Consider the following 19199-nt stretch of genomic DNA (forward strand, 5'->3'; position numbering starts at 1 on the left):
TGAATCGAGAGATTCATAAGAAAACGTCATCCTTTCTAGTCTAGCTTTTTTAGAAAGAATAACGTTTTTTTACACTTGGGGGTAGTGAAGATTTTTAAGTTGATGGGCATGGGATGCAATAAACATACTAGTTTAAATTTACAAATAAAAAAAGCCCACTTTCTCAGTGGACTTTCTACTCTATAACGGTAAATCCCTCTTCCTAAATACTACAATCGCTACGATAAAAATACAAAGCGCTACAGTAGTTAAACCTATACTTACCGGCCATATATTATATGATCCTTCAGCAATTTCTTTCGGACGAAACAGCGTGAATAATGATAGGTTTTTCATCCATTCTAACTTATCACTTAACTTCCCTACCATATCCAATACGAAAAATAAGATAGTTAAACTCGCTGAATAACTTAGTGCTTTTCTTTCGTCATTACATATACAAGAAAAGAAAAATGAATACGCACTAATGACTAAAAATATGAGCCCTCCGACTACATTTATCTTCAAAAATAATTCTTTATTTAAGTTATTATCTTGTAAAAACCATTCTGCACCTACTAACCCAGCTACATACGTAACAGATACAATAATTAGAAGTCCCAATATGAGAACAGCAGCTTGTGTAATCGCAATTTGCACTCTAGATACAGGTGTTGCTAGCAAGTATGCCATTGCGCCTTTATCTACATGACGAGCAATTAAATGTGTCGCAACTGTTACGCAAAAAATTGTTAAAATGATAATAAATAATAGACTATAGTATTCGCCCGCTAGAAAATCCATTACGTTTTGAATCGGACTTTCCATACCAACGATTTTTTTCACGCTATCAGGCATGGCAGCTATTAATTCATTTAGCCCTTTCGCTGATACCATTGACGGGAATATCCAAATTAATAACCACAGATATAAAGCTGCACCAGACGCATAACTCAAAATATTTTTTTGTGTTTCTTTCAAACTAGCTAAAAATAATTGCTTATTCATGCGTTACCCCTTCTTTCTTATCGTAATAATGCATAAATAAATGTTCTAAATCCATCGCTCTCGTTTGAAGTGCCGTTACATTATAGTTTGAAAGTGTTTGTAAAACAGTTTGATAGTTTCCTTGTACAATGATAGATGCCTCTCTGCCTTTTACCGCTTCAAATTGCAAATTACACTTTGTAAGGGACTCAATCTCTTCTTGTGATGATACTGTTACATCTATCACCTGTCTTCTCATACTTTGTAAATCGTGAATATTTTCAACCGTTACGAGTCGACCATCTTTAATAATAGCTACTCTATCACAAGTTCTCTCAATTTCAGTAAAAATATGTGATGACATTAGGATTGTTTTTCCTCTTTGCTTTTCCTCTAATATTAAATCTATAAATACTTGCTGCATAAGTGGATCAAGTCCAGATGTTGGTTCATCTAAAATTAACACCTCTGGATCGTGCATAAATGCAGCGACTATCCCTACTTTTTGCTTCATTCCTTTAGACATTTTGCGAATCGGTGTTTTCACATCAAATTGCAGACGCTCTATCAGTTCATCTCGTCTTTTCGTATCCTTTAATCCTCGCATTCCTTGCATTAATTTTAAAAACTCTAATCCGTTCATTCCTTCAATAAAAGAAATTTCACCCGGTAAGTAACCAACTTCCCTTTGAATTTTCGCCGCTTCATTCCAACAATCTAATCCAAAAATTGTCGCTTTACCAGTTGTCGGTTTTATAAATCCCATTAAATTACGAATCGTCGTTGATTTCCCGGCACCATTCGGTCCTAAATAACCAAATACTTCTCCCTCTTTTACATCAAATGTAATATGAAACAAACCTTTTCCGTTCGAAAACTGTTTTGTGACATCTTGAACTGAAATCATAATTCCACCTCATTTTTTGAAATATTTAATGTGTGATATTTCAAAATTATTGTACTCCTCATCTTCCATATTCGCAACAACTTTTTGAAATATTTATTAGTCCATATTTCAAAATTATTGTTTTCCATTATTTTTTCTTGTATATTTTAAGTGAGGTGATTGCATTGAACGGCTTTGAAAGAGTAAAAGAAAAGAAAAAGCGTGCCATTAAAGAAGCAGCATTCGTATTATTTTCAGAACGTGGATTTAATGAAGTGAAAATAGAACATATCGCAAAAGAAGCAAACGTTTCTCAAGTTACAATTTATAATCATTTCGGAAGTAAAGATGCGTTATTTAGGGAGCTTATACAAGAATTTATCATATCTGAATTTCAATATTATAAAGAGCTTGCAGAAGAAAAATTACCTTTTCATGATATGATGCAAAAAATGATTGTAAGAAAAATGAATACTGGCGGATTATTTCAACCTGATATGTTACTACAAATGATGCAAAGGGACGAAGAACTCCGTAAGTTTATTTATAGTTATCAAAATGAAAAAATCCTACCCTGGTATTTAGAAATATTAGAACGAGCTCAGCGCAAAAACGAAATTAATCCACACCTTACTAAAGAAATGATGTTACTTTACATTCAAATGTTTACAAAATTAGGTGATGAATTTGGAGCACAACTTCTTGAAGGAGATCGGGAAAAACATATAAAAGATATCGTTACGATGTTCTTCTATGGTCTTTCTGTTCCACAAAAATAAAAAGACACGAATTTCGTGTCTTTTTTATTTTATAGAAATGACTCTACCCTTTTCACTACTTTCAATCGCTAATTGAATCAGTTTAATAACATCTAAACCTTCTTTTGCTGTTACAGGTAGTTCCTCACCATTTAATATACTATCTCGTACACCTTTATAATAATTGTCATAACAACCGACTTCTGTTGGAATACGCTCTAAGCTTTCTTCTGTTTCTAAAGTAGCAAAATTCTCTTCATCGTCTACTCCATAACCGTTATCACCTGGCTTCATTCCATTTTTTAATTGCTCTTCCTGCGAATCCATACCGTACTTCACGATAGAACCTTTCTCTCCATGCACTATAAAATGCGGTCCAGCTTTTTTCACATAACTGCTACTACGTAAAATGACACGTTTAACTCCGTAATGAAGTACTATGTGGAAATAATCATCCACCTCTGCACCTGGTCGTTGTTTTATTACATCTGCACTTATCGCATCTGGTTTCCCGAATATTGATAACGCTTGGTCAATTAAATGCGATCCTAAATCGTATAATATACCGGATCCTGGTAGATTTTTTTCTCTCCATCGATCACGTACATGTGGACGGAAACGATCAAAATTCGATTCATATGCGTATACATTCCCTACTCTGTTTTCTCCTAACAATTTCTTAATTGTTAAGAAATCATTATCAAAACGACGATTATGATATACGCTTAACATTACATTATGCTGCTCTGCTAATGAAATAAGCTCTTCTCCTTCTTCAATTGAGACAACAAATGGTTTTTCTACAACAACATGCTTACCTTTTAAAATTGCTTCTTTTACATATGGAAAATGAGTTGTATTAGGTGATGTAATAACAACTAAGTCAACATCAGCTCGCTTCACCAATTCATCAATTGTACTAACAACATTAGCGTTTGGTAATGTTTCTTTTACTACCTCTTCTTTTGAGGATAATACAGCACGAATATCATATTCTTCTATTGTTTGTAATAGTGGGATATGAAATGTCGTACTAGAAAAACCATATCCTACAATCCCTACACCTATTTTTTTCATGTTGCCCCTCCATTTGTCCCGCTTTAACGGGCAGTAAGATTCCTAACTCAAAATTCAGTGAAAGCTAAGGCATTAGGTGAGGAATCAACTGCTTGTTAAAGCCCGATTGGTTCAACTAATAATCAGTGAGGATGAAGAAACTCCCCATTGATTAAAGTTTCACTTTATGAGAACGATTTCATTCAGTTATTATAACAAGATTATTATTATTTACATAATAAATTGCCTAGAAAAAAGCATCTTGCTACTATTCATAGCAAGATGCCCTCTTTATTCTGGTCTTTTCTTCGTCCACGTTTCTACTACTTCACCAGTATCATTAACATCTAGCACAAGGCTACCATTACTATACCGGTCTTTATTTCGATACGCTTTCGGATCAATCTCTTCTACAATGTTTTTCTCTGTCTTCATGTAAACTAATTCATCGTCCCGAACAATTTCAATACCGACAATGCGGTACGGATTACGTTTTAATTCTTTGAAAATAACAAGACCGCGTTTCGCCCTCGTTGACTTTTCAATTTCTGATGCTTTTAGACGTTTTACAGCACCGCGCTGTGTTACGAGAATAAGTTGATCTTTGTCACCATTTAACGGTTTACCAGAAGCGACATAGTCATCTTCTTTTAAATTAATTGCTTTAACACCAGCAGCTCTTACACCGACTGGACTTACTTCATCTTCATGGAAAATAAGTGCATATGCACCGTGTGTAGCAAGAACAATATCACTCGTTCCATCTGTCGCAAATATATCGACAACTTCATCATCTTTTTTCAAGTTTACAGCAACGAATGCCCTTGAATAACGCTGAACTTTATATTGATTTAATTCTGTTTTCTTTATCATACCATTTCGTGTTACAAATACGATAAATCGTTTTTCTTCCTCAAAGTTCGGTACAACCGTTGCCCAAATGATTGTTTCATCCCGGTCGAGTGAAACGATATTAGCAACGTGCTGACCTAAATCTTTCCAACGAATATCTGGCATTTCGTATACTGGCAGATATATATAGTTTCCTTTATTCGTAAATAAGAGGACTGTCTCTGTCGTATTCGTATCGAATCGTTCAAGTAAGATGTCACCCTCTTTCATACCGAAGTCTTTGCCGTTTGAGGCATTATGTGAGCGCCATCCAGTACGTTTCACATATCCTTCTTTCGTTACAGTAACGATGACATCTTCTTGTGGGATCATCACTTCTACATCGATTTTAATTTCCTCGATTTGATCTTCAATAATCGCGCGTCGATCATCACTATATGTTTTCTTAACTCTCTTTAAATCTGTTTTAATTACTTGAAGTAATCTTTTTTCACTTTGTAAAATTGCCTGTAGCTCAATAATTTTCTTATTAAGCTCATCTGCTTCTTCTTGTAACGCCGTAATGTCTGTATTCGTTAAGCGATATAATTGCAAGGAAACAATTGCTTCTGCCTGTGCTTCTGTAAAGCCAAATTTTGCACTTAAATTATCTTTCGCGTTACGTTTATCTTTTGAAGCTCGAATTGTCTCAATTACTTGGTCTAAAATCGATAATGCTTTCTTTAAACCTTCTACAATATGTTGACGATTTTCTGCTTTTCTTAATTCATATTGCGAACGTCTCGTAATAACCTCTTTTTGATGTCCAATATAAGCATCTAAAATTTTCGGTAATGTCATAAGTGTTGGACGACGATTATTGATCGCTACCATATTAAAGTTATATGGAATTTGCAAATCTGTATTTTTATATAAATAATTTAAAATACCTTCGGAGTTTGCTTCTTTCTTTAATTCAACAACAATTCGTAAACCAGTACGATCTGTCTCATCACGCACTTCAGCAATACCATCTAACTTTTTATCTAGACGTAATTCATCCATTTTCTTTACAAGGTTTGCCTTATTCACTTCGTAAGGAATTTCAGTGATTACAATTTGTTGTTTCCCACCGCGCACTGTTTCAACTTCTGCTTTTCCGCGAATAATAATTTTACCTTTACCTGTTTCATACGCCTTTTTAATACCATCAATCCCCTGAATAATACCGCCTGTTGGGAAATCTGGTCCTTTCATAACTGTTAATAAATCGTCAACAGTACTATTTGGCTTATCGATACGCATCATTGTAGCATCAATAACTTCTCCAAGATGATGCGGAGGAATTTCTGTTGCATAACCAGCGGAAATCCCTGTAGATCCGTTCACTAATAAATTCGGGAACGCTGCTGGTAATACAACTGGTTCTTCACTCGTATCATCAAAGTTTGACACGAATTCAACTGTTTCTTTATCAAGATCACGTAATAATTCAGATGCGATTGGTGATAAACGAGCTTCCGTATAACGCATCGCTGCCGCTGGGTCCCCATCAACACTACCGTTATTACCATGCATTTCAACTAAAACATTACGTACTTTCCAAGTTTGGCTTAAGCGTACCATTGCTTCATATACAGAGGAATCTCCATGTGGATGATAATTACCGATAACATTACCTACTGTTTTAGCTGATTTACGAAACGCTTTATCATGTACATTACCTTCTACATACATAGAATATAAAATACGTCTTTGTACTGGCTTTAAGCCATCACGTGCATCTGGAAGTGCACGATCTTGAATAATATATTTACTATAACGTGCAAAGCGATCACCTAACACGTCTTCAAGCGGGAGGTCATGAAACTTCTCTGCTTGCATGTTATTCCACCTCCGTCTCCATAATCATTTCATTTTCTAAAATATTTCCTTCTTCTTGCATACCAAACTGTACATTACGTTCAATCCATTTACGGCGCGGTTCTACTTTATCGCCCATTAATGTTGTAACGCGACGCTCTGCTCTTGCTGCATCATCAATTTTCACGCGAATTAATGTACGCGTTTCAGGATTCATTGTTGTTTCCCATAATTGATCCGCATTCATTTCACCAAGTCCTTTATAACGTTGTAACATATAGCCTTTTCCAACTTTTTTCGTTACACCGTCTAATTCCTCATCTGACCAAGCGTATTCAATTACCTCACTCTTACCTTTTCCTTTACTTACTTTGTATAAAGGAGGAAGTGCGATAAATACTTTACCAGCTTCGATAAGTGGCTTCATATATCTGTAGAAGAACGTTAATAACAATACTTGAATATGAGCCCCATCCGTATCGGCATCGGTCATAATTACAACTTTATCGTAGTTAATATCTTCAACATCAAATTCATTTCCTACACCGCCGCCAATCGCATAAATGATTGTATTAATCTCTTCATTTTTAAAGATATCAGCAAGCTTTGCTTTTTCTGTATTAATTACTTTACCACGTAACGGTAATACGGCCTGGAAACGTCGGTCTCGTCCTTGTTTCGCAGAACCACCGGCAGAGTCACCCTCTACTAGGTACAGTTCATTTTTTTGCGGGTTACGTGATTGTGCAGGTGTTAATTTCCCGCTTAACGTACCTTCTGATTTTTTCTTTTTCTTACCACTACGCGCTTCTTCTCTTGCTTTACGGGCTGCTTCACGGGCTTGTGCTGCTTTAATTGCTTTTCTCACAAGAAGTGTAGCTACATCAGGGTTTTCTTCTAAAAAGTATGCTAAATGCTCAGATACAATGGCATCAATTGAAGAACGCGCTTCACTTGTACCTAGTTTCCCCTTCGTTTGCCCTTCAAACTGAAGCACTTCTTCTGGTACACGTACCGAAACGATAGCCGCTACACCTTCACGAATATCTGTACCTTCTAAGTTTTTATCTTTTTCTTTTAATAGTGCTACTTTACGAGCATACTCGTTAAACACACGCGTCATCGCTGTTTTAAATCCAGCTTCGTGTGTTCCACCATCTTTTGTACGTACGTTATTTACAAACGAAAGAATATTTTCTGAGTAACCATCATTAAACTGGAATGCTAGTTCTGCTTCAATCCCGTTTTGTTCACCAGTGAAATATACAACCGGGTGAATTGAATCTTTTTCTTCGTTTAAATATGAAACGAAAGCTTCGATTCCTGTTTCATAATGAAATATATCTTCTAAATCATTACGTTCGTCTTTTATCGAGATTTTCATTCCTTTTAATAAGAATGCAGATTCACGTAATCTCTCACATAATGTTTCATAATTGTAATTTGTCGTGCTGAAAATCGTTGTATCTGGTTTGAAATGCATCGTAGTACCAGACTCTTTCGTCTTCCCGATTTTCTCAAGCGTCGTTACAGGAACACCGCCATTTTCAAAGCGTTGTTCGTAAATATTTCCGTCACGCTTAATCGTTACGACTAACCATTCTGATAAGGCATTTACAACCGATGCCCCAACACCGTGCAAACCACCACTCGTTTTGTAACCACCTTGACCAAACTTACCACCTGCATGAAGTACAGTTAAAATAACTTCAGGTGTAGGTTTCCCAAGTTTATGCATTCCCGTAGGCATTCCTCGCCCTTTATCTATAACGCTAATACTATTATCTTTATGTATTACGACTGAAATTTCGTCGCCAAATCCCGCTAACGCTTCGTCAACGGAGTTATCTACTATTTCATATACTAAATGATGCAATCCACGGCTATCCGTACTCCCGATATACATACCCGGGCGTTTTCGAACGGCTTCAAGTCCTTCTAACACTTGAATCGCATCTTCATTATATTGGAACTGATGCTTCGCCAAACTCCTTGCCCCTTTCCTAATCCAAAATCAGAACATATGTTTCTATTATAGAATAACGCCTCGACTATAGTTTTGGCAAGTTATCTTATCTCTTTTATATACCATCTTCAATAGAAAAATCCTTGTTTTCTCACAAGGATTCCTCTAGGCTACTATTTCAGAAAAATAATCGTTTGTCAACGAGAAATGGATATGTATTCCAAGATTACACATTCCAAACCTTTATTATGATCCAAATGATCAAGATCCAAAATGGGATTACAAATAACAATCCCCAAAAACAGCCTTTAAAAAATCTCATGATGAACACCTCGTTCATCGGCCCTACTTATCTATAATGAGGGCTGAATCAATCTTTCTACCTTTAAATCTATACTATTTTGTCATCGCATGTTCTACTTTAATACAACGATCCATTATTACAGTATAGTCTTTTTCTTTTAAAAGTTTATATGTATCCTCATCTTGTACTCCTAATTGTGCCCAAAAAACATCTGCATCAATCTCTACAAATTCTTTTGCAACATCCATTAAAAACTCTGAGCGACGAAATACATTTACAATGTCAACGTGTTCCTTAATATCCTTTAGTGAAGAAACTGCCTTTTCTCCGAGCACCTCATCTACTGTTGGATTAACTGGAATAATGCGGTATCCAGCATCTTGCATTGCTTTTGAAACCATATACGATGTACGTTCTGGCTTATCTGATAATCCAACAACCGCAATTGTTTTGCTTTTCTTTAACACTTCACCAATTTCCGTACGAGTTGGGTTTTCAATTGTCATAATTAATCCCTCCTATTCCTTTAGTATAGCCGATAAAGAAAGTCTCTTTCAATATGAAAGAGACTTTCTTTTATTTCGATTATTGATTCTTTGTAGCTGAATTATCTGCTAAAGTAGCCGATTTCGTCATTTTTTGACCGTTACGGTAGAATGTAACTTCTACTTTCTCGCCTACTTTTTTCTTTTCATATAAATATTTACGGAATTGAAGAGCATTCTCTACTTTTTGATTATCTAATGCTACTACAATATCATATTGCTCTAAACCAGCTTTTTCAGCTGGTGATATTGGGTAAATTTTACCTAATACAACGCCGTTTGTTACTTCTTTCGGTACTTTCAATTGATTGACTGCATAAGCTTGCACATCTTCTAGTGAAACAACACCTACTCCAAGAGCTGGACGTTTTACTACTCCATCTTTTTCAAGAGATTCAATAACTGGTTTTGCGATGTTAATTGGAATAGCAAATCCAATTCCTTCAACTTCTTGTTGTGCAATTTTACTTGAATTAATCCCAATTATTTCACCATTTTGGTTAAATAATGCACCACCACTATTACCTGGATTAATCGCTGCATCCGTTTGAATAACTTGTGCTTGCCAATCTGGTCGTTTATCCCCATCAATATCAACCGGAATTTCGCGTTCTTTACTACTGATTATACCTTCCGTTACACTTCCATCAAATCCAAGTGGATTACCGATTGCAATGGCTTTTTCACCCGCACGAAGTTTACTTGAATCACCTAAAGTGGCAACTTTATTTACATTAGATCCATCAATTTCAACAACCGCTAAGTCTAACCAAGGGTCCTTACCAACTAATTTCGCATCAACTTGCTTTCCGTCGCTCAGCTTCACAGCAAGTTTATTTGCTCCATCTACTACGTGGTTGTTTGTTACAATATATGCTTTATTTCCTGCTTTTTTATAAATAACACCTGATCCTGAACCGGCTTGTTGTTCTTGACCTGTCGGTTGCATTGCAAATGGATCAACACTTTGTTGCATATTAATAACACCTACAACAACATCTTTCGCCCCTTCAATCATACCAGGTAAATCAGTTTCATTTTTCGCTTTATTTACAACAGGAACTACAGTACCTTCTACTTTTGAATCCGAACTAAATGACGATACTGGCGCTCCATTATTTTGAGCCCATGGCATATATGGTGCTGCAAAACTAATCGAAACCGCTCCGACTACAGCTCCCACTAAACCTGTGAAGAAATAGCCTTTTTTACTACCTGATTTTCTCACTTCTCTCGTTTCACTATGCTCTTCATTTAAATTTGGTCCGTCGTAATATCCCATGTTTTATTTCCCCTCTCTGGTGAATTCGTATTTTCAGTATAGTCACGTTTTGTGTCCTTCTTGTGAACTCATCGTGAAATCCAATTAAAAAAATACACTTATCTAACATTGTAGACAAAAAAAGTATTTTTTGTACATTTCACCTTCAAAAGAGAGTATAAAATTACCATTTCCCTAGGCTAAATTACACAAATCGTTCTAGATTATTCTTCAAATTTATAACCAACTCGAATAACAGTACCGATATGCTTCGCTTTATCTCCTAGCTTATTTCGAAGTTTTTTAATATGGGTATCAACCGTTCGGTCATCACCGTAATAGTCATATCCCCATAACTGGTCTAATAAATGTTGACGTGATAACACAATTCCTTTGTTCTCCATTAAATACACAAGAAGTTCAAATTCTTTATGTGTCAATATAATTTCTTCTCCATCTACTAAAACAGTTCTAGATAGACGATTCACTTCTATTCCAGCTAAAGACATAGCATTTTCTTCCGCTACTCCTACCGCACCATCCGCACGTTTCAATAACGTCTTTGCGCGAGCTACTAATACTTTCGGGCTAAATGGTTTCGTTACATACTCGTCTGCACCTAATTCGAAACCTAGCAATGTATCATCCTCATCCGAACGTGCTGTCAACATAATAATTGGTACTGCTGATTCTTTTCTAATTCTTCTACAAACAGACCATCCATCTATTTCCGGTAACATAATATCTAACATAATTAAATCAATTTCATGCTCTGCAAATAACTCTAACGCTTTTTTTCCATCTTCTGCCTCGATTACTTCAAAGCCTTCATTACGAAAATAATCACTAACAATTTCACGTAATCTTCTTTCATCTTCAACAAGCAATACTGTTTTATTCATATAATCTATCCCGCCTTTTTACTCTTTCAATCGAATAATACGTTGATTGGAGCTTCCGCGAAATGGAAGTGTTAAATCTTTTTCCTCAATTTCAAACCTTCCATCGACTAAAACATCCCCATAATGTAACAACTCTATCATATCATTATTTTGAGAACTCTGTATCTCTTCTAACGTATAACCTGTATACATCCATAGGTTTTTTTTCAAATCTTTCACGATTTTTGCTACCATTTTCACTTCAGCAGCTTGAAAAAATGGATCTCCACCTGAAAATGTTACATCAGTTAATGGATTACTTGCAATCTCTTTCACAATTTCTTCTACTGTCATTTCCGTTCCGTTGCAAATATTCCACGATTTCGGATTGTGGCAACCAACGCAACGATGCGGACAGCCCGCAAAAAACACGACTGTCCGCAATCCTTCTCCATCTACTACACTATCATGAATAATATTCATCACTTTCATTTATGTTTCACCCGATCTATCTCTTCACTACGTTTCGCACTATTCCACTTTGACATATCTCCTACAAGATAGCCTGTTATACGGCGAATTCTTTCTATATTAGCCTCATCTTCATTCCCGCAACTTGGACATTCATTCCCAATAACCCCGTGATAACTACAGCACTTACAACGGTCAACAGGATGATTAATTGAACCGTATCCAACGCCATGTTCTGCCATGGCTTGTACAATTTGTTTTAATGCCTTTTTGTTATGCATTGCTGCTCCGTCTAGTTCAATATAAGTAATATGTCCCCCGTTACATAGAGCATGAAACGGGCCTTCTAAACGGATTTTATTTATCGCTTGAATGTTATAATAAACTGGAATATGGAATGAATTCGTATAGTAATTATGGTTCGTTATACCGCTAATCACGCCAAATTCTTTTCTATCTTTTTTCACAAACTTCCCTGATAATCCTTCTGCTGGAGTTGCAATTACTGAGAAATTCAGTTGATGTTCTTCTGTCGCTTTATCCATTCTATCTCTCATAAAGGAAATAATTTCATACCCAAGTTTCCATGATTCTTCATCTTCCCCATGATGCTTTCCTGTTAAAGCTACTAAACATTCCGCAAGACCGATAAAACCAATACTTAACGTCCCTTGTTTTAAAATCGAGGCTACGGAGTCTTCAGGCTGCAACGTTTCTCCACCACGCCATACACCTTGTGAATATAAAAACTGAAAATCTCTTGCTCGCTTCGTACATTGATACGCAAATCTTTCTAATAACTGCTTAATTCCTAAATCTAAATAATAGTTTAGCGCTTCAAAAAACGCTTCTTTTGAACCACTAATTAACGCTAATTTCACTAAATTAATAGACGTAAATGATAAATTCCCTCTACCAATCGCTGTTTCTTCTCCATGTATATTAGACATAACACGGGTACGACATCCCATGTAACATACTTCACTTTCTGGTCTTCCATCATAATGTACTGCATTAAACGGAGCATCTAAAAATGAAAAGTTAGGGAACAATCGTTCAGCCGTTGTCTCTAATGCTAATTCAAATAAATCGTAGTTCGGATCACTTTCTTCAAAATTCACACCTTTTTTCATCTTGAAAATTTGAATCGGAAAAATCGGTGTCTCCCCTTTACCAAGTCCAGCTTGTGTCGCTTTTAAAAGTTGTTTAATTAACATTCTTCCTTCTTTTGATGTATCTGTTCCATAATTAATAGAAATAAACGGTACTTGTCCTCCGCCCCTACTATGCATACTATTCGAATTATGAACGAAAGCCTCACACGCTTGATACGTATCATTTTCCGTTTCTTCCCATGCAAATTCTTCTATTTGTTCTTTCGTAAGCGGATATGATTGTAATCGTTTTTTATGTCTCTCAATTGTTTTTCGTACATAAGGTGCTAAATCAATATCAAAGAGTGCAAACGATTGACCACCATGCTGCATATTTTGATTCGCTTGAAAAATAATAGACGAAAGAGCCAATGCACTTTTAATGTCTTGCGGTTGTCTCATATGTCCATGTCCAGTATGAAAACCATTAGCAAGCATTTGCGCTAACGGAATTTGTGAACAAGTCGTCGTTCCTGTTGCATAAAAATCTAAATCATGTGGATATAATATATTTTCATTTATGGCTTTTTTCACTTGATCTGACAATAAATTCTCAACAGCATAATATTTTGCACTCTCAGATGCGAACGTTCCCATTACGCCCATTGGAGAGCGGCCGTCTACATTTGCATTTTCTTGCATCAAATCTTGTTCATTGCCGTGGACTATTGTCTCAAACACTTTCATTAATTCTTCTTCTCCACGTGTATTATTTTGTAACATTTATAACCCTCCACCAATATGTTGTTATCTTTTGATTAAAATGTTACTACATATAGTCTTACTGTTTCTGTGAGAAATGTAACATTACTGTGAAATTTTTTTCACGAAATAATGAATTTTTCATTTACAAAAAAGAAATGTGCTCTTTACAAATGTATGGTACAATATACGGGAAAAACTCTTTTTACCCTTTATCAACACATTTGAATAAAGGAGACTGAACTTATGGTTACTACATATCTTTTATTTATCGTTGCCTACTTACTTGGCTCGATTCCATTTGCACTAGTTGTTGGAAAAATCGGCTACGGAATCGATATTCGTGAGCACGGGAGCGGTAATCTAGGCGGAACAAACACATTCCGCACATTAGGGAAAAAAGCAGGTTTTACCGTTACAATTGCTGACATTTTAAAAGGGACATTAGCAACAAGTCTACCAATGATTTTCGGGTTAGATATTCATCCACTATGGTTCGGGTTAGCGGCTGTTCTTGGACATGTCTATCCAATCTTCGCGAAATTCCGCGGTGGTAAAGCAGTTGCAACTTCTGCTGGGGTGCTATTATGCTATTCACCAGTTGTTTTTGCAATATTGGCTGTTGTATTTTTCACCCTTTTATTTACAACAAGATACGTATCACTTTCTTCTATGGTAACAGCAGTTGTTGCTGTTATTGCATCCATTGTTAGCGGGGATAAAATCTTCATTATTGCGATGTGTTTATTAGCAGGTATGGTTATTTATAAACACCGTGCAAATATCGGACGAATTATAAATAAAACTGAACCAAAAGCAAACTTTTCAAAAAAGCAAAAATAAGATCGTAACCCACATAACGCAAAAAGAAAACGTGAAGCATATTAATACGTCTTTTTGCGTTATTTTTTATACTAAAGAAAAAGCAACATAATTTGGAGGAACTATACATGAATCTTTCCGTAACAAAAGAAGCAGCACAATGGTATAAAACTGAATTAAACTTACAATCAAATGAAACACTACGCTTTTTCGTACAATACGGTGGTTGCAGTACTGTGCAAAAAGGACTTTCTTTAGGTATTCGTAAAGATGATCCTGCACATCCTGCTGTTCAAATTCAAGAAGAAGGTATTAATTTCTTTATTGAAGGCGATGATGAATGGTTCTTCGATGGACATAATTTATCTGTTACACTTAACGAAGGTGACGACTTCCCACAATTTAATTATGAAAAATAAAAAAACGTGGCTTCTGCCACGCTTTTTTATTTTTTCTTAATTTCCTCATATTTCGCATACCACTCAGGATATAACTTTTTAAATGATACAGGGCGGAACCCTTCTTTTTTCGCACAAATATTCGTTGTGCTTGCAGTAATACACAGTTCACCATCACCATTATATATTTCATAACCATATACAACGCGAAGTGGGCTCACAGTATCTACCCATGTTTTTACGATTGCTTTTTCTCCGTAACGCATCGCTTTACGGTATGAAATTTGTAAATCTAACACAGGAGAAATAATTCCTTCTTTCTCCATTTCAACATATGAAAAACCTAAATCTTGTATAAGTTTCGTGCGACCTAACTCAAGCCACACTAAGTAGTTTGAATGGTAAACAACACCCATTTGATCTGTTTCCGCATAACGGATTTCAACTTCATGTTCTGCTACAAACATATGTATTCGCCTTCTTTCACTTCTGCTACCTTGCATACATTTAATCATAATACAGTGACATCAAAAATAAAATAAAAATAGTGAATCTTTTCCCGAAAGGAGCCAGCATATGATTCAAATTGTAACGGTTCGTAGTGGTGATAGCGTATATAGCTTGGCATCAAAATATGGATCAACACCTGACGAAATAGTAAAAGACAATGGATTAAATCCAGCTGAAACGCTCGTTGTTGGTCAGGCACTTATCGTTAATACGAAAGGGAATAATTATTATGTACAGCCTGGTGACAGCCTATATCGAATTTCTCAAACATATAATGTCCCCCTCGCTAGTTTAGCTAAAGTTAATAATTTATCTTTAAAATCTATTCTCCATGTCGGACAACAATTATATGTACCAAAAGGCACAAAACGAGCTGTAGAATCCATCACTTATTTACAACCTTCAACTATACCGATTAAAGAGAGTTTAGTTAATGCGACACGCGCCATCAATCCATTTTTAACATACTTAGCCTATTTTAGTTTTGAGGCAAAAAGAGATGGCACATTAAAAGAACCTACTGAAACAGCTAAAATTGCTAATATTGCAACGCAAGGTAAAACAATCCCTATGCTCGTTATTACAAATATTGAAAATGGTAATTTCAGTGCCGATCTAACATCAGTTATTTTACGCGACGCAACGATTCAAAACAAATTTATTACTAACATTTTGCAAACAGCTGAGAAATATGGCATGCGAGACATTCATTTCGATTTCGAGAGTGTAGCACCTGAAGACCGCGAGGCGTATAATCGCTTTTTACGAAATGTAAAAACACGCTTACCTAGCGGGTACACATTGAGCACAACTCTCGTACCGAAAACAAGTTCAAATCAAAAGGGAAAATTTTTCGAAGCTCACGATTATAAAGCGCAAGGGCAAATTGTTGATTTCGTCGTCATTATGACATATGACTGGGGATGGCAAGGCGGTCCACCGATGGCGATTTCTCCTATCGGTCCAGTGAAAGAAGTACTTCAATATGCAAAATCTCAAATGCCTCCACAAAAAATTATGATGGGGCAAAATTTATACGGGTTTGATTGGAAGCTTCCATTTAAACAAGGAAATCCACCCGCAAAAGCAATTAGCTCTGTCGCAGCTGTTGCACTAGCTCGTAAATATAATGTCCCTATTCGTTATGATTTCACAGCCCAAGCTCCTCATTTTAATTATTTTGATGAAAACGGCGTGCAACACGAAGTTTGGTTTGAAGATTCACGGTCTGTTCAAAGTAAATTCAATTTAATGAAAGAACAAGGTATAGGTGGTATTAGTTACTGGAAAATCGGTTTACCATTCCCACAAAATTGGCGTTTACTCGTTGAAAATTTTACGATTACGAAAAAGGGCTGACAAAAGTCAGCCCTTTTTGTACATTTTGTTAAGATTCATCTTTGATTTCACTTTTTAATGAGTCAATACTTTCTAAACGTCTTTGATTTTTTGCTTCAATAGCAGCACGATCTTTTTCATTAGAAAGTTCCGCTGTTTCTTTTGCTTCATTAAAGTTATCAACTGTATTTTACACCATTTCTTGTAACTTTTCAGCGTTGTCACTTCGATTATCTGGATTTGGCATGTACTTCCCTCCTAATATTGTATATACACACCATCTTAAATTACCTATCTTTCCTCAAATTTATACATAAAAAAGGAGAATGTAATATTCTCCTTTTCTTTAACCATTATCAACAATCGGTTGTTTACCTGTTTGATCTTGCATTTGCTTTCCTTTATTTCCACCAGCTTTTTTCGATTGTGTTCCAATATGATTTGGTGCAAAGTCTTTTGAATTTTTTTTCGGATTACCCATTACTATCGCCTCCTTAACACTAGTATCGTACTAGTGTTAAGAATTATTCAGCTTGCTTAAAAAGTTTCATTTCATAACGTTTTTCAATGCGCTCTTCAATGCGATCAATTGCATCACGATCGCTTAATAATTGTTGTTTATTTTCATTTACAAGTTCTTCAAACGATTTACGGCGACTTCTTCTCATGTTGTTCACCCTCTCTCCTTCGCTTTCTTATTACATAGTATGAGCAAACAAAAAACTCTTTAATCAGATTTGCAAGAAAATTTTATGTTTTAGTACTCCTAAAAAAACTCCGTGTACAATATATTGCACACGGAGTTTTTTATACCATAATATTTAAATACCCTTTCAACTTTTCATCTGCATTCATTTCATTTTCTTTATAATCATGAAGCGCCTGTAATACAAAATCATACTGCTCTAAAATATAACTTTCTAATTTCATAACATCCTCTAAGCTATTAAGCATAATTCTCGTATTACCAACTTCACTTTTTAACGCCGGTTCACATTTTAAACTTGTACATATTTCTTTCACATCTTCTTCTAATATCTCTGTTAATACATATTTCTTTCGCCCTTTTACCTTTACTCTCATAACTGGATAAAAAGCTTTTATATCTAAATAACTTCCTACATTCATACAACGTAGCCATTCTACATTACGTTTATTACGTGCAAGCATTTCTTTCACCGCTTCGTATACTACGATTTCATCAAGTGAGACCTTATTTACTTTTCTCTGTCCTTCTTCTTCAATAGCTGCACACTTTTGATAAACAGCAGCACACGTAATGCAATCGTCAAATGCATTATGAGAGCTTAAACGAATTCCAAGCATTCGCTTTAACGTTTCAAGTTTATGATTAGGCGCCTGCTTCATGTATTTCTTCGCTAAAAATACAGTATCAATTACTTTATTTTTAGGTTCAGGTAGCCCTAGCATATTTACATTACTTTTCAAAAAGCGCATATCAAAAGAAGCATTATGGGCCACAATAACATTTGTATGTAAAAATGCTAAAAATAAAGGTAATACCTCTTCAATCGTCGGTGCATCTGAAACACGATAATTGGTAATACCGGTTAAACTCGTTATTCGGTCCGGAATTGGCCGCTCTGGATTCACGTATGAAACAAATTGATCTACCAGTTCATGATTACGATATTTCACCGCTGCAACTTGAATAATTTTATCATTATAAGGGTTAAATCCTGTTGTTTCAAAATCAATTACAACATAATCTAACGGTAAGGATACATTCCCCACTCCATACACTCCTTTATCTCTAAACGATTATATTTCTTACATCATATCATGAAGTTATTACTACTTGAAAAAGAAAAGGCAGAAATGGGAACTCTCCACCTCTACCTTTTCACCATTATTTTAATTTAGCAACCCTTTTCTCCATCTCTTTTTGCGTCATCGGCCCAATAAACTTATCTTGAATGACACCTTTTGTATCTATAAAATACGAAGTTGGAATCGTAATTACTTTATACGCTGTTGTCACATCAATGTTCTTGTCCAATAAAATAGGAAAAGTAATTCCTTTTTCTTTAGCAAAATTGCTTACCTTTTCTTCCCCCCCACCTTTTTCTGAAGGCGTATAGTTGATTGCTAAAATTTCTACGTTTTCTTTATGTTCTTTATAGAAAGCCTCCATATCCGGCATTTCTTGTTGGCAAGGTCCACACCACGTTGCCCAAAAGTTTAAAATCACTTTCTTTCCTTTTAAATCTGATAGCTTTACATTCGTTCCATCTAACTTCGTTAATTCGAAGTCTGGCGCACTCTTCCCTATTTCAATACCATTCCTTGCGATAATCTCTTTCATCGCAGCTTCACTTTTTTCTTGCTTCACTTTTACCGCCTGCTCTTTATTACCAAACTGTTCATAAGCTGCGTATCCCGCTAAACAAAGTAACACTACAATAATCGTAAGCTTCCGCCACATTTTATATCACCCTAACGTATTATCTTCTTTTAACACATTCA

Annotated in this window: 19 protein-coding genes and 1 pseudogene; 4 read left to right on the top strand and 16 right to left on the bottom strand. The window is 35.6% G+C overall.

Annotation, left to right across the window (positions count from 1 at the left end):
• Nucleotides 1–180: 180 nt before the first annotated feature.
• Together MR168_RS06775 and MR168_RS06780 are read right to left on the bottom strand one after the other, a co-directional pair.
• The gene (locus tag MR168_RS06775; RefSeq protein ID WP_001041419.1) at nucleotides 181–987 is read right to left on the bottom strand and encodes an ABC transporter permease subunit; all 807 of its coding nucleotides are present in this window, start codon (nucleotides 985–987) and stop codon (nucleotides 181–183) included.
• Entirely contained in the window at nucleotides 980–1873 is an 894-nt protein-coding gene (locus MR168_RS06780) for an ABC transporter ATP-binding protein (RefSeq protein WP_000626577.1), read from the bottom strand. The genes MR168_RS06775 and MR168_RS06780 overlap by 8 nt, the downstream gene beginning before the upstream one ends.
• Before the next feature lie 155 nt (nucleotides 1874–2028).
• On the opposite strand from MR168_RS06780, the gene MR168_RS06785 reads away from it, so the two are divergent.
• Nucleotides 2029–2631 (top strand): TetR/AcrR family transcriptional regulator, encoded by a 603-nt coding sequence (locus tag MR168_RS06785; protein ID WP_002024578.1) that lies wholly within the window; start codon nucleotides 2029–2031, stop codon nucleotides 2629–2631.
• A 24-nt stretch (nucleotides 2632–2655) separates the two neighbouring features.
• On the opposite strand, the gene MR168_RS06790 is transcribed toward MR168_RS06785, so the two are convergent.
• The 8 genes from MR168_RS06790 to MR168_RS06825 form a co-directional block, all read right to left on the bottom strand.
• On the bottom strand, nucleotides 2656–3687 hold the full coding sequence (locus tag MR168_RS06790) for an oxidoreductase (RefSeq protein ID WP_000719783.1): 1032 nt from the start codon (nucleotides 3685–3687) through the stop codon (nucleotides 2656–2658).
• Nucleotides 3688–3957: 270 nt separating this feature from the next.
• Entirely contained in the window at nucleotides 3958–6381 is a 2424-nt protein-coding gene (parC, locus tag MR168_RS06795; protein ID WP_001147470.1) for a DNA topoisomerase IV subunit A, read from the bottom strand.
• 1 nt (nucleotide 6382) lies between these two features.
• On the bottom strand, nucleotides 6383–8347 hold the full coding sequence (gene parE, locus MR168_RS06800) for a DNA topoisomerase IV subunit B (protein ID WP_001062199.1): 1965 nt from the start codon (nucleotides 8345–8347) through the stop codon (nucleotides 6383–6385).
• Between the two features lie 375 nt (nucleotides 8348–8722).
• Nucleotides 8723–9136: a CoA-binding protein gene (locus MR168_RS06805; protein ID WP_000151390.1), complete on the bottom strand. Its 414-nt coding sequence runs from the start codon at nucleotides 9134–9136 to the stop codon at nucleotides 8723–8725.
• Between the two features lie 79 nt (nucleotides 9137–9215).
• On the bottom strand, nucleotides 9216–10457 hold the full coding sequence (locus MR168_RS06810) for a S1C family serine protease (protein ID WP_000542646.1): 1242 nt from the start codon (nucleotides 10455–10457) through the stop codon (nucleotides 9216–9218).
• A 203-nt stretch (nucleotides 10458–10660) separates the two neighbouring features.
• Nucleotides 10661–11338, bottom strand: coding sequence for a response regulator transcription factor (locus tag MR168_RS06815; RefSeq protein WP_001044679.1), 678 nt, complete (start codon nucleotides 11336–11338; stop codon nucleotides 10661–10663).
• An 18-nt stretch (nucleotides 11339–11356) separates the two neighbouring features.
• Nucleotides 11357–11809 (bottom strand): anaerobic ribonucleoside-triphosphate reductase activating protein, encoded by a 453-nt coding sequence (nrdG, locus tag MR168_RS06820; RefSeq protein ID WP_000867081.1) that lies wholly within the window; start codon nucleotides 11807–11809, stop codon nucleotides 11357–11359.
• On the bottom strand, nucleotides 11806–13665 hold the full coding sequence (locus MR168_RS06825; RefSeq protein ID WP_000940063.1) for an anaerobic ribonucleoside triphosphate reductase: 1860 nt from the start codon (nucleotides 13663–13665) through the stop codon (nucleotides 11806–11808). The genes nrdG and MR168_RS06825 overlap by 4 nt, the downstream gene beginning before the upstream one ends.
• 225 nt (nucleotides 13666–13890) lie before the next feature.
• Here MR168_RS06825 and plsY point away from each other — a divergent pair, with 225 nt between their 5' ends.
• Nucleotides 13891–14487, top strand: coding sequence for a glycerol-3-phosphate 1-O-acyltransferase PlsY (gene plsY / locus MR168_RS06830; protein ID WP_000258974.1), 597 nt, complete (start codon nucleotides 13891–13893; stop codon nucleotides 14485–14487).
• A gap of 107 nt (nucleotides 14488–14594) precedes the next feature.
• A complete protein-coding gene (locus tag MR168_RS06835; RefSeq protein ID WP_001054455.1) occupies nucleotides 14595–14885 on the top strand; it encodes a HesB/YadR/YfhF family protein in 291 nt (96 codons plus the stop codon).
• Between the two features lie 26 nt (nucleotides 14886–14911).
• On the opposite strand, the gene MR168_RS06840 is transcribed toward MR168_RS06835, so the two are convergent.
• Nucleotides 14912–15331 carry an acyl-CoA thioesterase gene (locus MR168_RS06840; protein WP_000495812.1) on the bottom strand — a complete coding sequence of 140 codons (420 nt, stop codon included), beginning with the start codon at nucleotides 15329–15331 and terminating at the stop codon, nucleotides 14912–14914.
• Nucleotides 15332–15440: 109 nt separating this feature from the next.
• On the opposite strand from MR168_RS06840, the gene MR168_RS06845 reads away from it, so the two are divergent.
• Nucleotides 15441–16733, top strand: coding sequence for a glycoside hydrolase family 18 protein (locus MR168_RS06845; RefSeq protein ID WP_086412231.1), 1293 nt, complete (start codon nucleotides 15441–15443; stop codon nucleotides 16731–16733).
• Nucleotides 16734–16761: 28 nt separating this feature from the next.
• Here the strand turns inward: MR168_RS06845 and tlp are convergent.
• From tlp to MR168_RS06870, 5 genes and pseudogenes are all read right to left on the bottom strand, one after another.
• Nucleotides 16762–16959, bottom strand: a pseudogene (gene tlp / locus MR168_RS06850) (small acid-soluble spore protein Tlp).
• 99 nt (nucleotides 16960–17058) lie between these two features.
• Entirely contained in the window at nucleotides 17059–17193 is a 135-nt protein-coding gene (gene sspN, locus MR168_RS06855) for an acid-soluble spore protein SspN (protein WP_000527987.1), read from the bottom strand.
• 43 nt (nucleotides 17194–17236) lie between these two features.
• A complete protein-coding gene (locus tag MR168_RS06860; RefSeq protein WP_001254699.1) occupies nucleotides 17237–17380 on the bottom strand; it encodes an FbpB family small basic protein in 144 nt (47 codons plus the stop codon).
• Nucleotides 17381–17519: 139 nt separating this feature from the next.
• Nucleotides 17520–18467: a 3'-5' exonuclease gene (locus tag MR168_RS06865; protein WP_086412232.1), complete on the bottom strand. Its 948-nt coding sequence runs from the start codon at nucleotides 18465–18467 to the stop codon at nucleotides 17520–17522.
• A 115-nt stretch (nucleotides 18468–18582) separates the two neighbouring features.
• Complete coding sequence (locus MR168_RS06870; RefSeq protein ID WP_000269083.1) at nucleotides 18583–19158, bottom strand: redoxin domain-containing protein; 576 nt, start codon at nucleotides 19156–19158, stop codon at nucleotides 18583–18585.
• Nucleotides 19159–19199: the final 41 nt, after the last annotated feature.

This window comes from Bacillus cereus group sp. BfR-BA-01356 (assembly GCF_022663635.1).
Lineage (GTDB): Bacteria > Bacillota > Bacilli > Bacillales > Bacillaceae_G > Bacillus_A > Bacillus_A cereus.

What these genes read in the sequence shown, in the direction of transcription:
- MR168_RS06775 (WP_001041419.1), bottom strand. Translation starts at nt 987, where the DNA reads ATGAATAAGCAATTATTTTTAGCTAGTTTGAAAGAAACACAAAAAAAT.
- MR168_RS06780 (WP_000626577.1), bottom strand. Translation starts at nt 1,873, where the DNA reads ATGATTTCAGTTCAAGATGTCACAAAACAGTTTTCGAACGGAAAAGGT.
- MR168_RS06790 (WP_000719783.1), bottom strand. Translation starts at nt 3,687, where the DNA reads ATGAAAAAAATAGGTGTAGGGATTGTAGGATATGGTTTTTCTAGTACG.
- parC (WP_001147470.1), bottom strand. Translation starts at nt 6,381, where the DNA reads ATGCAAGCAGAGAAGTTTCATGACCTCCCGCTTGAAGACGTGTTAGGT.
- MR168_RS06805 (WP_000151390.1), bottom strand. Translation starts at nt 9,136, where the DNA reads ATGACAATTGAAAACCCAACTCGTACGGAAATTGGTGAAGTGTTAAAG.
- MR168_RS06810 (WP_000542646.1), bottom strand. Translation starts at nt 10,457, where the DNA reads ATGGGATATTACGACGGACCAAATTTAAATGAAGAGCATAGTGAAACG.
- MR168_RS06815 (WP_001044679.1), bottom strand. Translation starts at nt 11,338, where the DNA reads ATGAATAAAACAGTATTGCTTGTTGAAGATGAAAGAAGATTACGTGAA.
- nrdG (WP_000867081.1), bottom strand. Translation starts at nt 11,809, where the DNA reads ATGAAAGTGATGAATATTATTCATGATAGTGTAGTAGATGGAGAAGGA.
- MR168_RS06825 (WP_000940063.1), bottom strand. Translation starts at nt 13,665, where the DNA reads ATGTTACAAAATAATACACGTGGAGAAGAAGAATTAATGAAAGTGTTT.
- plsY (WP_000258974.1), top strand. Translation starts at nt 13,891, where the DNA reads ATGGTTACTACATATCTTTTATTTATCGTTGCCTACTTACTTGGCTCG.
- MR168_RS06835 (WP_001054455.1), top strand. Translation starts at nt 14,595, where the DNA reads ATGAATCTTTCCGTAACAAAAGAAGCAGCACAATGGTATAAAACTGAA.
- MR168_RS06840 (WP_000495812.1), bottom strand. Translation starts at nt 15,331, where the DNA reads ATGTTTGTAGCAGAACATGAAGTTGAAATCCGTTATGCGGAAACAGAT.
- MR168_RS06845 (WP_086412231.1), top strand. Translation starts at nt 15,441, where the DNA reads ATGATTCAAATTGTAACGGTTCGTAGTGGTGATAGCGTATATAGCTTG.
- sspN (WP_000527987.1), bottom strand. Translation starts at nt 17,193, where the DNA reads ATGGGTAATCCGAAAAAAAATTCAAAAGACTTTGCACCAAATCATATT.
- MR168_RS06860 (WP_001254699.1), bottom strand. Translation starts at nt 17,380, where the DNA reads ATGAGAAGAAGTCGCCGTAAATCGTTTGAAGAACTTGTAAATGAAAAT.
- MR168_RS06870 (WP_000269083.1), bottom strand. Translation starts at nt 19,158, where the DNA reads ATGTGGCGGAAGCTTACGATTATTGTAGTGTTACTTTGTTTAGCGGGA.